This is a genomic window from Bradyrhizobium sp. i1.15.2 (genome assembly GCF_040548425.1).
In the GTDB taxonomy this organism is placed as follows: Bacteria; Pseudomonadota; Alphaproteobacteria; order Rhizobiales; family Xanthobacteraceae; genus Bradyrhizobium; species Bradyrhizobium canariense.
This window is the reverse complement of the sequence record NZ_JBEPRQ010000029.1, coordinates 37,149-53,775: the sequence shown is the minus strand read 5'-3', so window position 1 is coordinate 53,775 and position 16,627 is coordinate 37,149. Positions and strand designations below refer to the sequence as shown.

14 protein-coding genes and 2 pseudogenes are annotated in these 16,627 nt (G+C 63.1%); 10 read left to right on the top strand and 6 right to left on the bottom strand.

All coding sequences use genetic code 11. From position 1 onward, the window contains the following. The first annotated feature begins 354 nt into the window (after positions 1 to 354). Positions 355 to 1,482, top strand: a complete 1,128-nt coding sequence (locus ABIB80_RS33050; protein ID WP_035993571.1) for a threonine synthase — start codon at positions 355 to 357, stop codon at positions 1,480 to 1,482. Positions 1,483 to 1,655: 173 nt separating this feature from the next. On the opposite strand, the gene ABIB80_RS33045 is transcribed toward ABIB80_RS33050, so the two are convergent. Together ABIB80_RS33045 and ABIB80_RS33040 are read right to left on the bottom strand one after the other, a co-directional pair. Beyond that, positions 1,656 to 2,471 carry a DUF2927 domain-containing protein gene (locus tag ABIB80_RS33045; protein WP_007596475.1) on the bottom strand — a complete coding sequence of 272 codons (816 nt, stop codon included), beginning with the start codon at positions 2,469 to 2,471 and terminating at the stop codon, positions 1,656 to 1,658. Positions 2,472 to 2,540: 69 nt separating this feature from the next. Beyond that, entirely contained in the window at positions 2,541 to 3,119 is a 579-nt protein-coding gene (locus tag ABIB80_RS33040; protein ID WP_007596474.1) for a L,D-transpeptidase, read from the bottom strand. Positions 3,120 to 3,383: 264 nt separating this feature from the next. On the opposite strand from ABIB80_RS33040, the gene ABIB80_RS33035 reads away from it, so the two are divergent. Together ABIB80_RS33035 and ABIB80_RS33030 are read left to right on the top strand one after the other, a co-directional pair. After that, complete coding sequence (locus ABIB80_RS33035; protein ID WP_007596473.1) at positions 3,384 to 4,931, top strand: acetolactate synthase large subunit; 1,548 nt, start codon at positions 3,384 to 3,386, stop codon at positions 4,929 to 4,931. A 180-nt stretch (positions 4,932 to 5,111) separates the two neighbouring features. Then, complete coding sequence (locus ABIB80_RS33030; RefSeq protein WP_007596472.1) at positions 5,112 to 5,630, top strand: hypothetical protein; 519 nt, start codon at positions 5,112 to 5,114, stop codon at positions 5,628 to 5,630. A gap of 45 nt (positions 5,631 to 5,675) precedes the next feature. On the opposite strand, the gene ABIB80_RS33025 is transcribed toward ABIB80_RS33030, so the two are convergent. The 4 genes from ABIB80_RS33025 to ABIB80_RS33010 all read right to left on the bottom strand — a co-directional run bounded on the left by ABIB80_RS33025 (position 5,676) and on the right by ABIB80_RS33010 (position 10,221). Beyond that, positions 5,676 to 6,242 carry a hypothetical protein gene (locus ABIB80_RS33025; RefSeq protein ID WP_007596470.1) on the bottom strand — a complete coding sequence of 189 codons (567 nt, stop codon included), beginning with the start codon at positions 6,240 to 6,242 and terminating at the stop codon, positions 5,676 to 5,678. A gap of 22 nt (positions 6,243 to 6,264) precedes the next feature. Next, entirely contained in the window at positions 6,265 to 7,866 is a 1,602-nt protein-coding gene (locus ABIB80_RS33020; RefSeq protein WP_007596468.1) for a tetratricopeptide repeat protein, read from the bottom strand. Positions 7,867 to 8,127: 261 nt separating this feature from the next. After that, positions 8,128 to 9,663: a peroxidase family protein gene (locus tag ABIB80_RS33015; RefSeq protein ID WP_007596466.1), complete on the bottom strand. Its 1,536-nt coding sequence runs from the start codon at positions 9,661 to 9,663 to the stop codon at positions 8,128 to 8,130. A gap of 324 nt (positions 9,664 to 9,987) precedes the next feature. Continuing rightward, positions 9,988 to 10,221, bottom strand: a complete 234-nt coding sequence (locus tag ABIB80_RS33010; RefSeq protein ID WP_007596464.1) for a DUF3551 domain-containing protein — start codon at positions 10,219 to 10,221, stop codon at positions 9,988 to 9,990. A 254-nt stretch (positions 10,222 to 10,475) separates the two neighbouring features. Between ABIB80_RS33010 and ABIB80_RS33005 the strand changes: the two genes are divergently transcribed. The 7 genes and pseudogenes from ABIB80_RS33005 to ABIB80_RS32975 form a co-directional block, all read left to right on the top strand. After that, positions 10,476 to 10,814 carry a hypothetical protein gene (locus tag ABIB80_RS33005; RefSeq protein ID WP_007596462.1) on the top strand — a complete coding sequence of 113 codons (339 nt, stop codon included), beginning with the start codon at positions 10,476 to 10,478 and terminating at the stop codon, positions 10,812 to 10,814. A 150-nt stretch (positions 10,815 to 10,964) separates the two neighbouring features. Then, complete coding sequence (locus tag ABIB80_RS33000; protein ID WP_007596461.1) at positions 10,965 to 11,480, top strand: hypothetical protein; 516 nt, start codon at positions 10,965 to 10,967, stop codon at positions 11,478 to 11,480. A gap of 40 nt (positions 11,481 to 11,520) precedes the next feature. Continuing rightward, a complete protein-coding gene (greA, locus tag ABIB80_RS32995) occupies positions 11,521 to 12,003 on the top strand; it encodes a transcription elongation factor GreA (protein ID WP_007596453.1) in 483 nt (160 codons plus the stop codon). Between the two features lie 54 nt (positions 12,004 to 12,057). Beyond that, a complete protein-coding gene (locus ABIB80_RS32990) occupies positions 12,058 to 12,735 on the top strand; it encodes an SNARE-associated domain-containing protein (RefSeq protein ID WP_007596452.1) in 678 nt (225 codons plus the stop codon). Between the two features lie 772 nt (positions 12,736 to 13,507). After that, positions 13,508 to 14,839, top strand: coding sequence for a tyrosine-type recombinase/integrase (locus tag ABIB80_RS32985; protein ID WP_354129009.1), 1,332 nt, complete (start codon positions 13,508 to 13,510; stop codon positions 14,837 to 14,839). A 1,265-nt stretch (positions 14,840 to 16,104) separates the two neighbouring features. Continuing rightward, positions 16,105 to 16,446 (top strand): annotated as a pseudogene (locus tag ABIB80_RS32980) (MmgE/PrpD family protein); the annotation flags it as partial. Next, positions 16,437 to 16,592 (top strand): annotated as a pseudogene (locus ABIB80_RS32975) (hypothetical protein); the annotation flags it as partial. The pseudogenes ABIB80_RS32980 and ABIB80_RS32975, both read left to right, overlap by 10 nt. Between the last annotated feature and the right edge of the window lie 35 nt (positions 16,593 to 16,627).

The window sequence follows — 16,627 nt, the reverse complement described above, 5'->3', positions numbered from 1 at the left end:
CCAACGGCCCGCCGCTCGGACGGGCCTGGCTCTGCGGCGTTGCCGATGCGGTCACCGGCGACGCAATCCAACATATTGTAGCGGCCAGCCACGACAGACAAGTTAATCGTGCTGCGCAGGGCAGGCGGCTTGCGGCCAAATCCCCATCATCACCGAGCCAGCAGGGGCTGCGTGAGAGCCACGCTACCGCACGGGCCGACCCCGGTGAGATCGCTGTAAGCCGATGAAGTAATTATCTTTTTCGTGCTTTCAAGGGGGCGTGCACGGATGGTGCGGCGGGCGTCGAGTTTCCGGACAAAACGTGTCATCAAACCAAACCTACAGATCGCCTTTGCCTCTGCCTTGGAGACCGCCATGCCCGCCGCCGCCTACATCGACCCTCGCAACGGAAAGCTCTATCCGCTGGACCAGCCGCGCTGGTGTTCGGACGAGCGCACGCCGCTGCTGGTGACGCCGGGGACGGGGATCTCGCGCGAGGACATTGACAGCCGGGCGCGCTCACTCTGGCGCTACCGGGCGGCGCTCCCGGTCGAGATCAAAACTCCGATCACGCTCGGCGAAGGCTGCACACCACTGGTGCAGCAGGCCTGGGGCGAACTGCGCCCGTTCTTCAAGCTCGAATGGTTCAACCCGACCGGCAGCTTCAAGGACCGCGGCTCCGCCGTGATGCTGTCCTTTCTTCGGCAGATTGGCGTCGACGCCATTCTGGAGGACTCGTCCGGCAATGGCGGCTCGTCGATGGCGGGGTTAGGTGCCGCCGGCGGCATGCGCGTGAAGATTCTCGCGCCTGCATCGACGTCACCGGCCAAGATCGCGCAGGTCCGCGCTTATGGCGCGGCGGTGCAGCTCGTCGAGGGCCCGCGCGAGGAATCGGAGGCCGAGGCCATCCAGCAGTCGAGCCAAACCTTCTATGCCAGCCACAATTGGCAGCCGTTCTTTCTCGAAGGCACCAAGTCGCTCGCCTACGAGATCTGGGAAGATCTCGGCTTTCGCGCCCCCGACAACGTCATCGTTCCCGTCGGCGCCGGCAGCAGCCTTTTGGGTTGCGCCTTTGGTTTCCGCGAGTTGCTCAAGGCGGGCCAGATCGCCAGGCTGCCGCGCCTGTTCGCGGCGCAGCCGCTCAATTGCTCGCCGATCGATGCAAGCTTCAAGGCCGGCGTCGACACCCCTGTCGCGCGTGAGGTCAGCAAGACCATCGCCGAAGGTACCGCGATCAAGCATCCGCTGCGCCTGCGCGAGATCATCGCCGTGTTGCGCGAGAGCGGCGGCGGCACGGTAGCGCTCACCGAGGACGAGATCGTCGCCGCGCTGCGGCGTCTTGCGCGGCAGGGCCTGTTCGCCGAGCCGACCAGCGCCAGCGCTGCCGCCGCGCTGGACAAACTATCCGTCGCCGGTGCCATCAAGGCGAACGAGACCACGGTCGCGGTCCTCACCGGCACCGGCCTCAAGGCCGCGACCATCGTTGCCGATCTTGTGCAATAAGGCGGTCTCTTCCGTTCTCCCCTTGCGGGAGAAGGTGGCGCGAAGCGCCGGATGAGGGGTTGCTTCTGCGGATTCGAAAGCCAAAGGTTCGCGCGTGGAGAGAGACCCCTCACCCGTCTCGCCGCTTCGCATCGAGCCACCCTCTCCCGCAAGGGGAGAGGGAAAGCGTCGCCTCATTCCTTCAGATCGTTGACACGCCTCACCCACACGCGCACATCGGCGAGCACGTCGGGCAGCGCCGCCTTGACCTCCTGTACGGTCATGCCGGCCTTGATGCGGGGATCGTAGAGCAGGTTGAGGATGTACTGGTCGTAGACGTCGAAATAGCCCATCGAGACGTTGTCGTTGAACATGGTCCAGGGCACGCTCGCGGTGTCGTTGATCGGGCCGAGCGATTGCAGCAGCTCCTCATAGGCGCAGTCGAGGAAGGTGAAATCGCCGTTGTCGACCGTGAGAATGACGTCGGAATGCTCGATCTCGAAATTGTCGTTCTTGCGGAAGCCGGACAGGCATTGCGGATCGAGCGAGGTGCGGATCTCGCGGGCCTTCTCCGCACCGTAGAAGCTCGAGATGGTGCGGAACAGATCGCGGTCGCGCACGAGCTTCACCCGCACATTCGCCGCCTCGCTGCTGTCGATCATGGCGATGTCGAGATGCTGCACGTGCTTGCCGATGTCGGCCACGACTTTTGCGAGCTGCGCCTTGCGGTCGGCGCGGTCGCTCTCGGCGAACACGCGCACCGGCCCGTCAAACTTGCGGATGCGGTCGACACGACCGGCAAGGTGATATTCGGCGCCGAACGCCGTCTTCAGAAAGCCATCGACGATCTCGCCGTCGGTAAAGCTCTTCTTCTCGGCGCGCTGACGCGAGACGATCGCGGGCAATTCCCCCGCGACGGCGATGGTAGCGGTGTCAGGGGCAAACGCGACGGTGGCGAGCGCCAGCAGGGCGATGCGAAAGCCGGACGAAGGCGGGGCTAATGCGCTCATTGCCAAGCGACGCTGCCGTATTCGCGTCGCGCGCACAAGACCGCATATCCACGCGCCCGTCGGTTCCTGCTAGTTGTTCAGCACGACCACGGTGGTGCCGACTCCGACGCGGCCGTAGAGGTCGGTGACGTCGTCGTTGGTCATGCGGAAGCAGCCCGAGGACACCGCCTGGCCGATCGTCTCCGGCTCGTTGGAGCCGTGGATGCGGTAGAGCGTCGAGCCCAGATACATTGCGCGCGCGCCGAGCGGATTCTCGACACCGCCCTTCATGTGGCGCGGCAGGTCCGGCCGGCGGGCCAGCATCTGCGACGGCGGCGTCCAGTCCGGCCATTCCTTCTTGGCGGTGATCCTGTGCACGCCGCCCCAGCGGAAGCCGTCGCGGCCGACGCCGATGCCGTAGCGCAGGGCCTGGCCGTTCTGGAGCACCAGATAGAGCCGGCGCTCCGAGGTGTTCACCACGATCGTGCCGGGGGCGTAATTGCCGTTGTACATGACGGTGGTGCGGGGGACCGGGCTCGAGCCGCCGCGGAAGAAATTCGGGCCGCCGCCCATGATGTCGCGCGAGTCGAACTCCTCGGCGAAGGCGCCGCCGGCGGTGGCCGACAGCAGTGCGATGGCGGCAATCGGCGCGGCAAAATACCGGATCATTGTTCCCCCAGCAAAAAATCGATTCAACTGAAGTTACAGGCCATATTTGCGGGCTTTCCGCAAGCCACGGCCCCGTGAGGGAGGCATCCTTAATGAAGGAAGTTACCAAATCGGCAACCGCGCCAGTTGGAAGAAAACGTTAGTCAAACCGGCGCATCGCTGCGCGGGGCAGGGCGGCGATGCCGGCTATTGCTTTGACGAGACGAGCGAACAATGATTGATCGGACGGATTGTTGGAACATTGCCGGTTGCGGGAGCTGATGGATGAACGGTGCGGAAAGTCTGGTGCGGACGATGGTCAAGGGCGGGGTCGACGTCTGCTTCTCCAACCCCGGCACCTCCGAGATGCATTTTGTCGCAGCGCTCGACCGCGTGCCCGGCATGCGTTGCGTGCTCGGCCTGTTCGAAGGCGTGGTGACCGGCGCCGCCGACGGCTATTTCCGCATGAAGGGCACGCCGGCCTCGACGCTGCTGCATCTCGGTCCCGGCCTCGCCAACGGCCTTGCCAATCTGCATAACGCCAAGAAGGCGAATTCCGGCATCGTCAACATCGTCGGCCAGCATGCCGTCTACCACATCGGCTACAACGCGCCGCTGACCTCCGACATCGAGGGCCTGGCCCGGCCGATGTCGTCCTGGGTCCGCACCTCGCCGGACTCCAAATCGGTCGCCGCCGACGGCGCCGCGGCGATCGCCGCCGCCAAGAGCGCGCCGCCGCAGATCGCGACCCTGATCCTGCCCGCCGACACCGCCTGGAACGAAGCGGATGGCATCGCGGAGGTTCCGGCCGAGCAGCAGCGCGCGAGCTATTCGCCGCAGGCGGTCGAGCAGGCCGCAAAAATCCTGCACGGCGACGGCGAGGGCACGCTGCTGCTGATGACCGGCAGTGCGCTGAGCGAGCAGGGCCTGGCGCTGGCCGAGCGCATCGCCGCCAGGACCGGCTGCACCGTGATGGGCCCGACCTTCCGTCCGAGAATGGCGCGCGGCCGCGGCCGCTTCTCGATCGATCGCATCCACTACGTGATCGACAACGCGCTGCAGATGCTGGCGAGGTTCCGTCACATCGTGCTGGTCGAGTCCGACGATCCCGTGGCGTTCTTCGCCTATCCGAACAAGCCGAGCATCCTCAAGCCCGAGGGCTGCGACGTGCATCGCATGACCTCCTGGGGTGAGAATTCGGTCGCAGCGCTGGAAGCGCTCGCCGGCGCGGTGAAGGCCAGCGCGAAGGACGTCAAGCCGCAGGCTTCGGCCGAACTGCTCAAGCCGACCGGCGCACTGACCCACGCCTCGATCGCCCAGTCGATCGCCTATGCGATTCCCGAGAACGCAATCCTGGTCGACGAATCCCTCACCACCGGCCGCGCCTTCTTCCCGCCGACGGCGGCGGCTGCTCCGCACGACTGGCTCCAGAACATGGGCGGCTCGATCGGCTTCTCGACGCCGCTCTCGATCGGTGCCGCGATCGCCTGCCCGGACCGCAAGGTGATCTGCATGGTCGGCGACGGCAGCGCGATGTACACGATCCAGTCGCTGTGGACGCAGGCGCGCGAAAACCTCAACATCGTCACCATCGTGTTCGCCAACCGCATCTACCAGATCCTGCGCGGCGAGTTCGACAATGTCGGCGCCGGCGAGCCCGGCCAGCGCGCCAACGACATGCTTCGCCTCGACCGGCCGACGCTGGATTTCGTGGCGCTGGCCAAGGGCATGGGCGTGCCCGGCCGCGCCGTCACCAACGCGGACGAGTTCAACAAGGCGCTGGCCGAAGCCGTCGCCGAGCCCGGGCCGCGGCTAATCGAAGTCCAGATGTAGGTCTGGTCGATCGCGCCGCGAATTCCGGCCTCATCCTGAGGAGCCCGCGTACGCGGGCGTCTCGAAGGATGGTGACAGGCGGGATACGGGCCTTCATGGTTCGAGACGCGCGTTCCGCGCTCCTCACCATGAGGGTCCGGTGACGGCGCATCGGAATGCGGGTGATGAGCCGGGGGCAAGATGCAGACCGAGCTGAACAAGGTGATAGCGGCGCTCCGGGACTTCTACGCCCACGAAGCATTCCTGTTCGAGAAGGACATAGGGGAGCGTGCCATCACGCACCGCTTCGCCGTGCATCTGGAGAAGCAATTCTCCGGCTGGTCGGTCGACTGCAACTACGACCGGCTCGGCGAGCGTACGCTGCATCTGCCGCACGGCACCATCGTCTCGACCGACGATCATCTGGGCAAGTCGATCTACCCTGACGTCGTGGTGCATCAGCGCGAGATCCCGAACAACCTACTCACCGTGGAGATCCGCAAGGCGAGCAATCACACCGCGCTCGACCACGACCAGCACAAGCTGATGGCGCTGACCGATGCGCATGTCTGGTTCGCCTATTGGATCGGCGTGCTGCTGGTGCTGGACAAGCACCATGTGACGATCTCGGAGGTCTATGTCGGCGGCGTCCTCGATCAGCCGCTGTCGCGCTGGTTCGCGACGCGGCTGGAGGAGGTTGGCCTCGGGACGGCGCGGTAAGGCTCGTGCCGAGATTGTCGCCTTCAATTCGGCTATTGGGTCGGGTCATAACCCAAGCGCGATCTCGGCCCATTTCAGCATGCGGTCGCTATTGAGGAATGACAGCACCGCCGGCTCCAGTGACGCGGTCGCGCCCGGTGCGAGCAAGGCCGTCGCGGCGACCATGTCGCAGCGTTGATTGAAGGCGAGTGAGAGCGCGGCCTTGGGGGTCCCCTCGACGCGATAGGCCCTGCTGCGGCCGCGCATCGGACCGACGACGATCTCTCGGCCGGCAGCCGTCGGCGTTGCCTTCCCAATCAGCGCCAGGTCGCCCATCTGTTCGAGGTCGCCGTCGTCGGCAACGCCGGTGGCGCAATTGCAAAAGCCGAGCTTGGGGCGAACGTAGAGCAGGACCTCGCCGCCGCAATCTTCGGCCTTGCAGCGAAACGCCTTTCCTTTCCCCCAGGGATCCGCGCCGAAAGGCCAGTCGATTTCCGTCCACACCGGGCGGACCTCGCCGGAGGCCGCTGTTGCGCGTGCCGGTTCGCCGGATCGCGATATCCAGAGCGCTGCGGCTGCGCAGAGCAGCGCAGTGGCTGCGCTGATTGCAACGAATTTGCTTGTCAGGCGCATGGAAGCTGACGCGGCACCTTTGCTAATTCTGAGCCATCAACTTTCGAGCGGCCGCGAGGTCTTCTCGCGACGAGTCGCCATTTCTCGCCGTTTCGACGATCTTCGCGTAGTACTGGCGGGCCTTCACAGTATCCCCCGCTTTCTCGGCCGCGTGAGCGGCGCCGATCGTCGCGCCAAAGCGGTTCGGCTCCTTGCGCATGGTGCTTTCGAACGCGACCAATGCCTCCGTCGCCATGCCGCGTTCGAGCAGCATGGTCCCGTAAAGCTCGCGTGCGGGGGCGAGCGGACCCGGCGTCACGATGGATTTTTCGGTCTTGTCTTCGGCATCGGCGGCAAGGCGCATCGCTTCCAACGCATCCGCCTGTTTCCCCAAGGCGTTGAGCTGCCAGGCTGTAGCGACCTGCCGCTGAATGTCCACGATTTCGGCCCAATAGGCGTCCTTGTCCTGCTGCAGCTTGTCCCGCAACTCCGCCAGCTTGGCGATGTCCGCCGCTGCAGCGTCTGCATTGCCGGAGCGCGCGGCGCCAAGGGCGCGAGCGAAATAGGTGATCGCATCGACATAGGCAAACCGGCTCGGCTCGACTTTCAGCGCGGCAGCGCCCTGCCAATCACCGCGTTCGACCATATAGCGCGCCTGGCTGGCCGCTATCGCGTAGGGTCCGGCGCGGACAGCCGGCGCATAGCCCGTGGTCGCAATCATATCCGCGATGACCTCGCTGGCTCGGCTGTCCTGCGCAAGCTGGAGCAGGGCGTAGACCATATAGTCGTCGGCATGCAGCTGCTCGCTCGGGTCCTTGCCCTCCTTGGCAGCCTTGGCGGAACGGCTATTGGCGTCGATGGATTCGTTCCAGTAGCCGACGCGCGTGAAAATGTGCGACGGCATATGCAAGGCGTGCGGTGCCGCCGGCGCGATCTCGGAATAACGCTTGGCAGCGTCGAGTCCTTGCTCTGCGATCGCCGGATAGTCATAGAGATGGATCAGGTAATGTGCGACGCCGGGATGCCGCGGCTGGCGCTTGAAGATCGGCTCCAGGATAGCAGCGCCCTTGAGCTGGTTGGCATAGGTCTTGTCGTTTGGCGACGCCGTGACGTTCAGCGTGATGGCGTAGGCGATCTGTGCCTCGTCATCATCGGGATAGCGCGCGGCGACGGCTTCGGTTGCCTTGAGATAGGACTGCGCGCGCTGGCCAAACGTCGTCTTTTCGTCGCCCGAATAGAAGGCCCACAGCGCGTCGATATAGTCACGTTCGCGTTCGCTCTTAACGCCGAGTGCCTTGGCCTTCTGCAGCGCGGCGAGACCTGCGGTGAGGTTTTCCTTCGGCGCGGCAAAATGCGGATTGTACAGCAGGCTCAGGGCAATGCCCCAATAGGCGATCGCGCATTCCGGATCGGCCTGCAGCGTCTCCTCGAAAATTTCCTTTGCGGGCCGGTACCAGAACGAGTGCTGATAACGCATCCCGCGATCGAAGCGGCGCTGCGCCACCTCGTTGCAGGAGGTCTGGAAGTGCACCTTGCCAAATTGCTCATCGGTCCCGTCCTCCGCGCGTGCGGCAGGCGTGCCGGAAATCGAGCCTAGGGCAGCGAGGGCGAGAAGTGAGACGGTTCTCAAGGCGAGCGCGCGCATCGGCCCCTCCGTTTTCTGTTCAGAATAAATCTGGTCAGATGGCGCCGATAAAACCGAGGGCGCCGAAGTTCGTATTGCTGAGATTGGCAATGGCAATTGTTGCTAAAGGATTTCTCCATTCGAGATGCGAGTCAACAGGAAGCGGACAGATTTGCGTTAGGGAAGCACGCCTGCCAGGATCCATCCGCCCGCCCGTCGAGGCGAGTGGGCCACAAGGCCGCTCGCACGACGAGCGGCCTTGCATCATCGTCCGTCACCCGCTCAATGCAGCGGATCGCCCTGGCCGAGCGCGTAGGCGACGAGGTCCTTCAACGCGAAGCCGGAGCCGGTCACCGGCGTCCATTGCGGGTCGAGCGACAGCACGGAGGAATTGTCTCCGAACATCATGCCGAGGAAGACCTCGGCGACGATGCGACCGCCGACCGGTCCGAGCTGCGGTGTCCTGACCGTGGCGGGCCCGCCGGTAGCGGGGATCGCCATGTCCGTCGCGTTTTGCCGCGCCTCGGCCAGGATGTAAGCCCACAGCGGGCAGTTGCCGGCGAACACGCCGTTCGCGATGCTCGCGATCTTGACTTGCGGATCGCCCGTCCCGGGCTCGTCGACGGCCTTGCCGATGATGATCTCGTCGTCGGTCAGCGGCGTCAGGTTCATCGCCCTGGCGACGGCCTGGCCCGACGGCAGTCCGAGCCGCCAGCTGCGCTCGAGATTGCGCAGCGCCAGCGACGCCGGATTGGAGGCGACTTCCGGGGGCAGCTTGCGCAGCGGGTCCACCAGCGAGGCATCGATGCGATAGGCGAACTGCAGACGCCTCTTGTTGTCGGGATTGGTGTCGTCGTCCTCGATGCCGTAGGGGCGCGTGTCGAGATCGATGAAGCGGCCCCAATCCATGGCGCGTCCCGGTCCCATCGCACGGAAGCCGGTCAGTGCGTTTTGGTCGGGATTGTTGGGGTCGGGGAAGATCTGCAGCAGCATGTTGGCCGCGTCGTTCAGCCGGTAGCCGGGGCGGATCATGGAGTGCCCGAGCCGGTAGGCCGCGACCGAGAACTCGACCGGCATGAACGGATAGGTCTTCCAATGGTAGTAAGCGAGCTTGCTGCGGTCGTAGTGACCCGCGGTCTTCAGCTCGTCCAGCACGCTGGCGTGGACGATGCGCGGCAGGAAGTCGTTCAGCACGACATACTGATAGTGGAATCGAACGCGCTGCTGCACGTCTTCGAACGACAGGCTGTCATTGTCGTCGACCATGCGGTTGTGAAAGCGCAGCATCAAGGCCTGGAATTGCGAGACGATGCTGTTCTCGTCGTTGCGGGGATCGCCGATCAGCGCGCGGCCCTTGAAGCGCGGCAGGTCGACGGCATCCGGCACGCCCGCGCCGGTGACCTTCTCGCCGAGCCGGAATTTGATGCCGTCATACATGTAGGGCTGGTCGTTCGGACCGCGGCCGTAGACATTGTCCATGTCGAGCGACGGCGTGCGGAAGTCGACGAGCCCGTCGGGATCCTGCTGCTTGGTCAGAGAGCTGACCGGATCGAAAGTGATGTCGTGATCGACGAACTGGCCGAAATAAGTGTAGAGCGAAGGAATGCCGCTCTCTTCCGCGTCCGGCCCGTCCTTCGGCCCGTCGAAGCCGGCGATCATCTTGTCGGCGAGCGCCGACAGGTTTGCGATCGTGCCGGAATCGTTCGGGCCGAATTTGGCCGGTGCGAGCTTGCGGAACATGCGGCCGAAGCGGCCTTGCGAAAGCGGCGAACGCGTTGCGTTCAGACCGCGCGGAACAATTGCGTGGCGGCTGCTCATTGAAACACCTTCCTGAAAAGTCGAATGAAACAGATCGGGCTAAAGTTTCTCGCGCTGGGGTTTGCAGCCTAGGCGCGATCACGCCTGCCACGAGCGAGATGGATCACAATTGCCCGGCATCGAAATTTTCGGAAGGTGCGCCTTGCCCGCAAGCCGCGGCTGCGCATCGTGAATTTCTCCGTGGCGATGACGGATAACATTCTCGTCATCGACGGACGCAGGCGGCTTCGCACCGTTTCAATTCGCCGGGGCGTCGGCGAAGCGGATCGGCTTCACGTAGAAATTGTGGCGGCGCGCGCGTCATGCGCGCACGCCGCCAATTCGTCAGTAGTCGCGCTGCTGCGAGAACGCGTAGCGCGGGTTGATGCCGCAATAAGACGATGTGCCGGAGGCGGTGGCGAGGCACTGCTGATAGCTGGCGAACTGGCAATTGCCGGGGTAACCCCACGAGCGGCCCTGGATGCAATATCGATCGTTCGCAGGATGTGCCTGGGCGGCCGGGGATGCTACGGCGAGCAGGGCCGCGAGCGATGCGAGAGTGAGGATGGTGCGACGCATGTCAGTCTCCTTCGAGAGCGAGTGGGTGGGAATGTCAGCGAGCCTGGCTCGTCTGTTGCGCAGTCATGCCTGTGTTGGTGTCGCCAGAATGCCTTGCGTTCGCGACAAGGCACATCATGACGCAGCCTGCCGCCGGCAATGTGATCTCGGCCACAGTTCACGGTGGGGTTCGAGCCTATCGTGAACGGACTTGCACGCGTCGATCCCGGAGAACTACGCTTGCCTTATTCGGATCAGGTATTTTGGAGGTTCTAATGCAGAAATCATACTTGCTGGCTGCGACAGCAGCGCTGGCGCTTCTCATGCAGACACCGCTCGCGTTGGCGCAGGGCGCACCAGCCGCCGCCGGAACCGCGGCGCCTGCGACGACAACCGCCGCGCCGGCAGCGACGACGACCGCGCCGGGCGCAACCAATGACGCTTCCAGCCAGCCGACCGACTCCAAAAAGAGTGCGTCGAAAAAGCCGGCGAAGAAGAAGATGACGCGGCAGCAGGAGATCGATCACTCGGTCGACAGCGGCACGGTGCCCGCGCGCTACCGCAGCTCGGTGCCCAAGCAGTACCAGCAATACATTCCGTTCGATAAGCAGTGACGGATCGCACGGCGGCGCGGCGTGATCGGGCATCGCACCGCCGGTGCCATCGCGTCAAAATAGGACCTTGGCCGGGCGGAATCCGGCCATACATCCCCAGTGGCGGTCCGCGCGAGCGGTGCTAGAGTAGGCCGAAGCCTAGGGGGAGTAATGAGTGACGACGTGAAGGATGCTGGCCTCGTGGCCATGATCAGCAGCATCCTGGGAGGCAACAGGCGCGCCGCAGACAGTATTGTGCCGCCGCCGCTCATCGAGGTTCCGCCGCCGACAGCGCCGACGAACGGATTTGAGCTGGCCGAGCCGCCCGCCGCCGATACGCCGCCGGCCAAGGCCGAGAACAACCCAGAGAACAATTCCGAGAACGCGCCCGGTGCGGCGGCGGCTGCCGCGAAGCCGGTCGAGCCGCCCGCGAAGATCGCTACGACGCCTGATGGCAAGCAGTTGCTGCCTGCTGAAGCGATCGCCGATCTCGTCCTGGGCGAGCTGCGCAAGCTGGAGAATTTTCCGGCGACCGGTGCCTCCGTCACGGTCTACGGTTACAGGCACTGGAATGCGATGATCACCTTCGCGCCGTTCTCGACCACATTCCGGGATGCCACGCGGTTCCGCCAGGCCATGCCGGACATCGTCTTCAAGCTGCGCCGTTTCGTCGAACTTGAGATATGATCCTGGCCATGAGCCCGAACAGTTCGACAGGAATTTCGACTTGAGCGTTGCCTTTACCAAAGAAGAGAGCGCGGAAACCGCCGCCGAGACGCTGTTGCCGGATCGGCCGATCTCGCCGCATCCAAACCTCGTGACGGAAGCAGGCTTGCAGGCGCTGCAAAGGCAGCTTCAGGACGCACGCGAAGCCTATGAAGCTGCGCAGGCGATCGAGGACGTCAACGAAAAGCGACGGCAATCGGCGGTGCCCTTGCGTGACGCCCGCTATCTCACCGAACGGCTGCGCACGGCGCAGGTCATTCCCGCCCCGGCCTCGACTGATGTCGTCGCCTTCGGCAGCACGGTGACCTTCAGCCGCGCCGATGGCCGCGTGCAAACCTATCGCATCGTCGGCGAGGACGAAGCCGATCCCAAGGCCGGCACGATCTCGTTCGTGGCGCCGGTGGCAAAGTCGTTGATGGGGAAGGCGGTCGGAGATGTCGTGGGATCGGGTGCGCAGGAGATCGAGATTTTGTCGATTGGGTAGGGGGCGTTTATCGATGGTTTCCGCTGTGTCCGCGCAACAAGGCGCGATAGCTGGATGAGGCGGTTTCTGTCGGGGGCGTTGCCGTTTTACGCGCTGGCCGGATTGGCCATGTGCATGTACCTCGTCCTGTACAAGACTGATCTGTTCGACTTGAACGCCGTCGTCCAGGATGCAACCGGTTCGTCGTGGTTTCCGGTCTTCATATTCGTCTGCGTGCTACTCGAGTCGGTCTTCCCGTATTTTGGCTATTTTCCCGGAACCGCTCTTATCCTGATGTCCGTAGCGCTCAATCCGAAGCCCGCGGACGTCCCCGTCTTCATCGTGGCGTGGTTGGCCATCATCGCGGGCGCCGTCCTGAGTTACGGACAGGCTCGCTTTTTCAGACCGCTGTTGCAGCGGGTTGCCTCAAAGGCGGCACTGAACCGCTGTGAGTCCCTCCTCGACGCCTACGGCCCTTACGCGCGCATTGCCCTGTTCGTTCATCCCAACGCCTGCGCGATGTATTTCACGGCGCTCGGACTCCTCGGCCGCAACCTGACGCGCGAACTCGCTTATCTCGGCGTGGGGGCAGCAGCCTCCGTGGGCGTTCTGTTCGTCGTCGTGAGCAGACTTGTGTCGTCCGTAGGCACCACCGACGACGGGGAATTGCAGCTGCTGCTGGCCGCAGCACTGGTTGCCATCGGAACCCTGGTCGGTCTTTACGCGGCTTGGCGGCCGGCGCGGGCGGCTTGAAGCTCGAGGAGGCGTGCGCGTCAGCCGGCGCGGTCTCACCCCTTGCTCCGTCATTGCGAGCGCAGCGAAGCAATCCAGTCTGTCTCCGCGGAAAGACTCTGGATTGCTTCGCTACGCTCGCAATGACGAGGGGAGATCATGCGCAAAACAAAGAGCTAGTGCCCCAAGGGCGATGGCCCAATACTCCCGCTCAGGCCACCGCGACGATGCCATCATGCCGGTGTTTTGCCCGACGAGTCAAATCCGATTTCGGAAAAATAGCATGGTTGTAACCCATTGATCCGACTGATGCCGGCTACTGTGCATGGGGTTGTTTTCGACATTTTGTGATTGAGACGGTCCCGACACGCCACTGTGTGTCGACGATAGGTCCACAATCAGCAGGGTTCAGGAAGGTGGATGGTGGGCGCACAAGGGATCGAACCTTGGACCTCTCCCGTGTGAACCACAATATGTAGTCCCTAGCCAACCCGAGCCAGCCATAGTAAAAAGTAGATAAGTGTGTGCGTTACGAAGGATTTCGCCATATGCGGCCATAATAGGCCACAACTGACCAAACTACATTTTGTATGCCCCCGCTGTGCCCCCGTGCCATCTTCCCTTGGGGCACACAAATCGGGGAGGGTCTGTGCCCCATCTGTTCTTCTAGGGCCGTCCTTCCACGCTGGTGTGCCCCGAGGCGGAAAAAGCGAAGGAAAGTCAATGATCACTTTCCCTCGCTTCGATGGTCCCGGCGGCTGCGGGGCACACGGCGACAGGGAGCACAGGGAAAATGCCGGAGACGAGCAACCAGCTGACACTCACCGATGCCGTAATCCGCAACGCGACGTTGCCGCCGGGTAAGGCGCAGCATTATCTCCACGACGACAAGTTGCCCGGCCTCGCGCTGCGCATGCGCGCTACCGGTGGCCGGACCTGGGTCTACCTTTTCACCAAGCCGGGGGTGAGGGGAACCCAGCGCAAGACCCTCGGCCCCTGGCCCAAATATAATGAGAAGGCAGCGCGCAAGGCCGCCACCATCGCCGCAGGCGAGGTCTTCAAGGGCGTGGATCCGAACGACGCCAAGCGCGAGGCGAGGCGGCAACAGGCAGCCGAGAAGCTGCGCACCACGCTAACCACCCTCATTGTTGAAGATGGTCCCTACCAGGCGTCCTTGACCGGACGCCAAGTCGTCAACTGGAAGCCAGCAATGTCGGCGCTGCGGCGCGGGCTCAAGCAACACGCCGAGAGCGCCGTCGGAGACCTGACGCGGCGGCAGATCATGGCGGCCGTCGACAAGATTGCCAAGACCGGCAAGCGTGGGGCTGCCAAGGACCTGCGCAAGCACACCCACACCTTCCTCGAATGGTGCGTCGGCGAGGGTTATGTCGACCACAATGTGCTGGCTGGTTATCGCGAGCCGAAGGAAACCCGGGCGCAGCGGATCTTGCGCCGCACCAAGGGACGCGCGCTGAGCGATGACGAGATCATCAAGGTCTGGCAGGCATCCGGCAAGCTCGGGACTTTCGGGCTTCTGGTACGGATGTGCCTACTAGGCGGCCCGCGCCGCAGCGAGCCAACCATGATCGAGTGGTCGAAGCACGTCATGGACGACCGCATCACCTTCGATGCCACATGGACCAAGATGGGCCTGCACCACGACCTGCCGCGCACCCATCTCGTTGACGAGGTGCTCGCGGCCGCGAAATATTTCCAGCGGGCAACTTCCGACTATGTCTTCCCGTCACCAAAGACCGGCGGCCTGATGTCCGGCTTCACCAAGATGGTCGACCGACTGGTCAAGGAAGCGAGCGTCGCCAAGTTCACCATGCATGACTTACGGCGGAGCTTGCGCACCATCATGTCGCGCTGTGGCTACGACAACGAAATCCAGCGGTTGTGTGTTGGGCAAAAGCCAAGCGGAATCGATCAGGTCTACAATCACGACGAACAGTGGATCATCCGCAAGATGGCATTCGAAGCAGCTCACGACTACATTGCGGAGTTGGTCGGCGCGAAAAGGGTCGGCAAAATCGTGCGCCTGCAGCGGACGAATCCGCTTGACCCGATCAAGGCCGAGCTCCTCGGGCGTCTGCGTGAGCATTATGCGGCTGAGGGGCCCTAGTGGTTTTGCCGCACTTGGCCAGATAGTCCCGCACTGCATCGACACGATAGAGTGGCCGGCCATCGACGTAGCGCCATTTCAGGGGGTGGTTCGGATCGCGCCGCCACTGCTCCAGTGCGCCGGGCGTGCGCCGGATAACCGCGGCCGCCTCTAGTGCCGTCAAATTAGAGCTGTTCGGCAATGTATCGACATCGAAGGTCGCGGGCGGCGGCATGCCACGGTTCTTGCGAGGGCGCTTCGTGGCAGGCGGCATCTTGCTGGAATCTGCCGGCCCAAATACCTCGGTCCGTGTCTGTTCGTTCTTGCCCGGCATGCCTCCTCCCCGAACCATGATCGGTCTCTGATGCGATAAGACCGTGGGCTGCTCCAGCAAGAAAGGAATCAAGTGCACAGGTATGGCCGCTGGATAGCTGTGGCGTACAAAAAGGACGCCAATCTTTGCCGAGACCCTGACTGTGAATCGGGGACCGAACGATATCCTAAATGTTCGCTGGAGCTCGCATCTGTGGCATTCCGATCGGAGCACGATTGATTTAGCTGCAGATTCGGAAGGCGCACGACCAGCAACCGGGCCGTTCTGAGCGGCACGATATCGATCAGGTTTGTTGATTGTATAGAGTTTTCGTTTGATTTCGTCGCGTTTTGTTGCGGTTCGTTCAGGTTGTTTCTGGTGCGAAACTGGTGCGGCTCGTCTGCAATCGATACTTGGACTTAGGGCATTGCGTTCTGTTGGTGATAACGTGAGAACGCAAATTAGTCCCGGCGACCGACGGCAAACGAATTCCGTACGCCATCGTGCCGGCTGATCCCCGCGGCCTGTCAAGGTCAGCGTCCCGGTGCTTGCGCTATGGATTGTGCTTTTGGCTTCGCGTGCTCCATTCTTTGACGGCGCGACCATTGTCGATTTCTGAATTTTTCCACTAGGCTTATCGCGATTTTGTTGCAGCCCCTAGTGGCGCCATCGGAGCCGTGCAGCAATTTCAAAGCGGAGGCTTTCATAAAACGTCGTGAATTTCTGGCGCGATCCGCAACGGCCGCACGCGCGAGCTTCCTTCTGGAAAACGGGTCCGACGGTTCTCGCCTCGTTGGATCAGCGATTGCCGCTGACGAGGAGGATCGGCAGAAAGTGACGCTTGAGCAGAAATTTTCCGAATTCGCACTTTCGCTCAAGTATGAAGCTCTGCCCGCCGATGTTATCACCTCTGCCAAGCGCGTGCTTCTCGACACCCTAGGATGCGCATTCGGAGGTAGGATCCGAGCCTTCGAATATTGCTCAAACTACTATTCGCAAGACTTTCGGAGACGGCGATACAGCCGCAGTGATCGGCTATCCGCGGTCAGCTACCATAGAAGGCGCGATATTCGTCAATGGCGTCCTCGTTCGATCCCTCGATCTGAACGATACCTATATTGGCACCGAACCACTTCATCCGAGCGAGGTGCTGCCGACGGCGATTGCTCTATGCGAGGAGAATGGACGATCTGGCCGCGAGCTCATCGAAGCGATAGTCGCAGGCTATGAGGTCAGCATGCGCGTTAATGACGCCATCTCCTTTATTGAGCGCGGCTCCACCCCCTTTGCGCGGCCTCCTACGGCATCCCTCTGATTGCGGGCAAGATCTGGGGGCTTCCAAAAGAGGCCATCGCCAACGCAGTTGGAATTTCCGCCGCCCGCGGCTTCACGAGCTTCGTCATCAACAGCGGCGCGATCAGCATGATGAAAGCCATGGGACTTGCCGCCACAGCCGCAGACGGCGTTTTCGCAGCGCGGCTCGCCGCCCAAGGCTT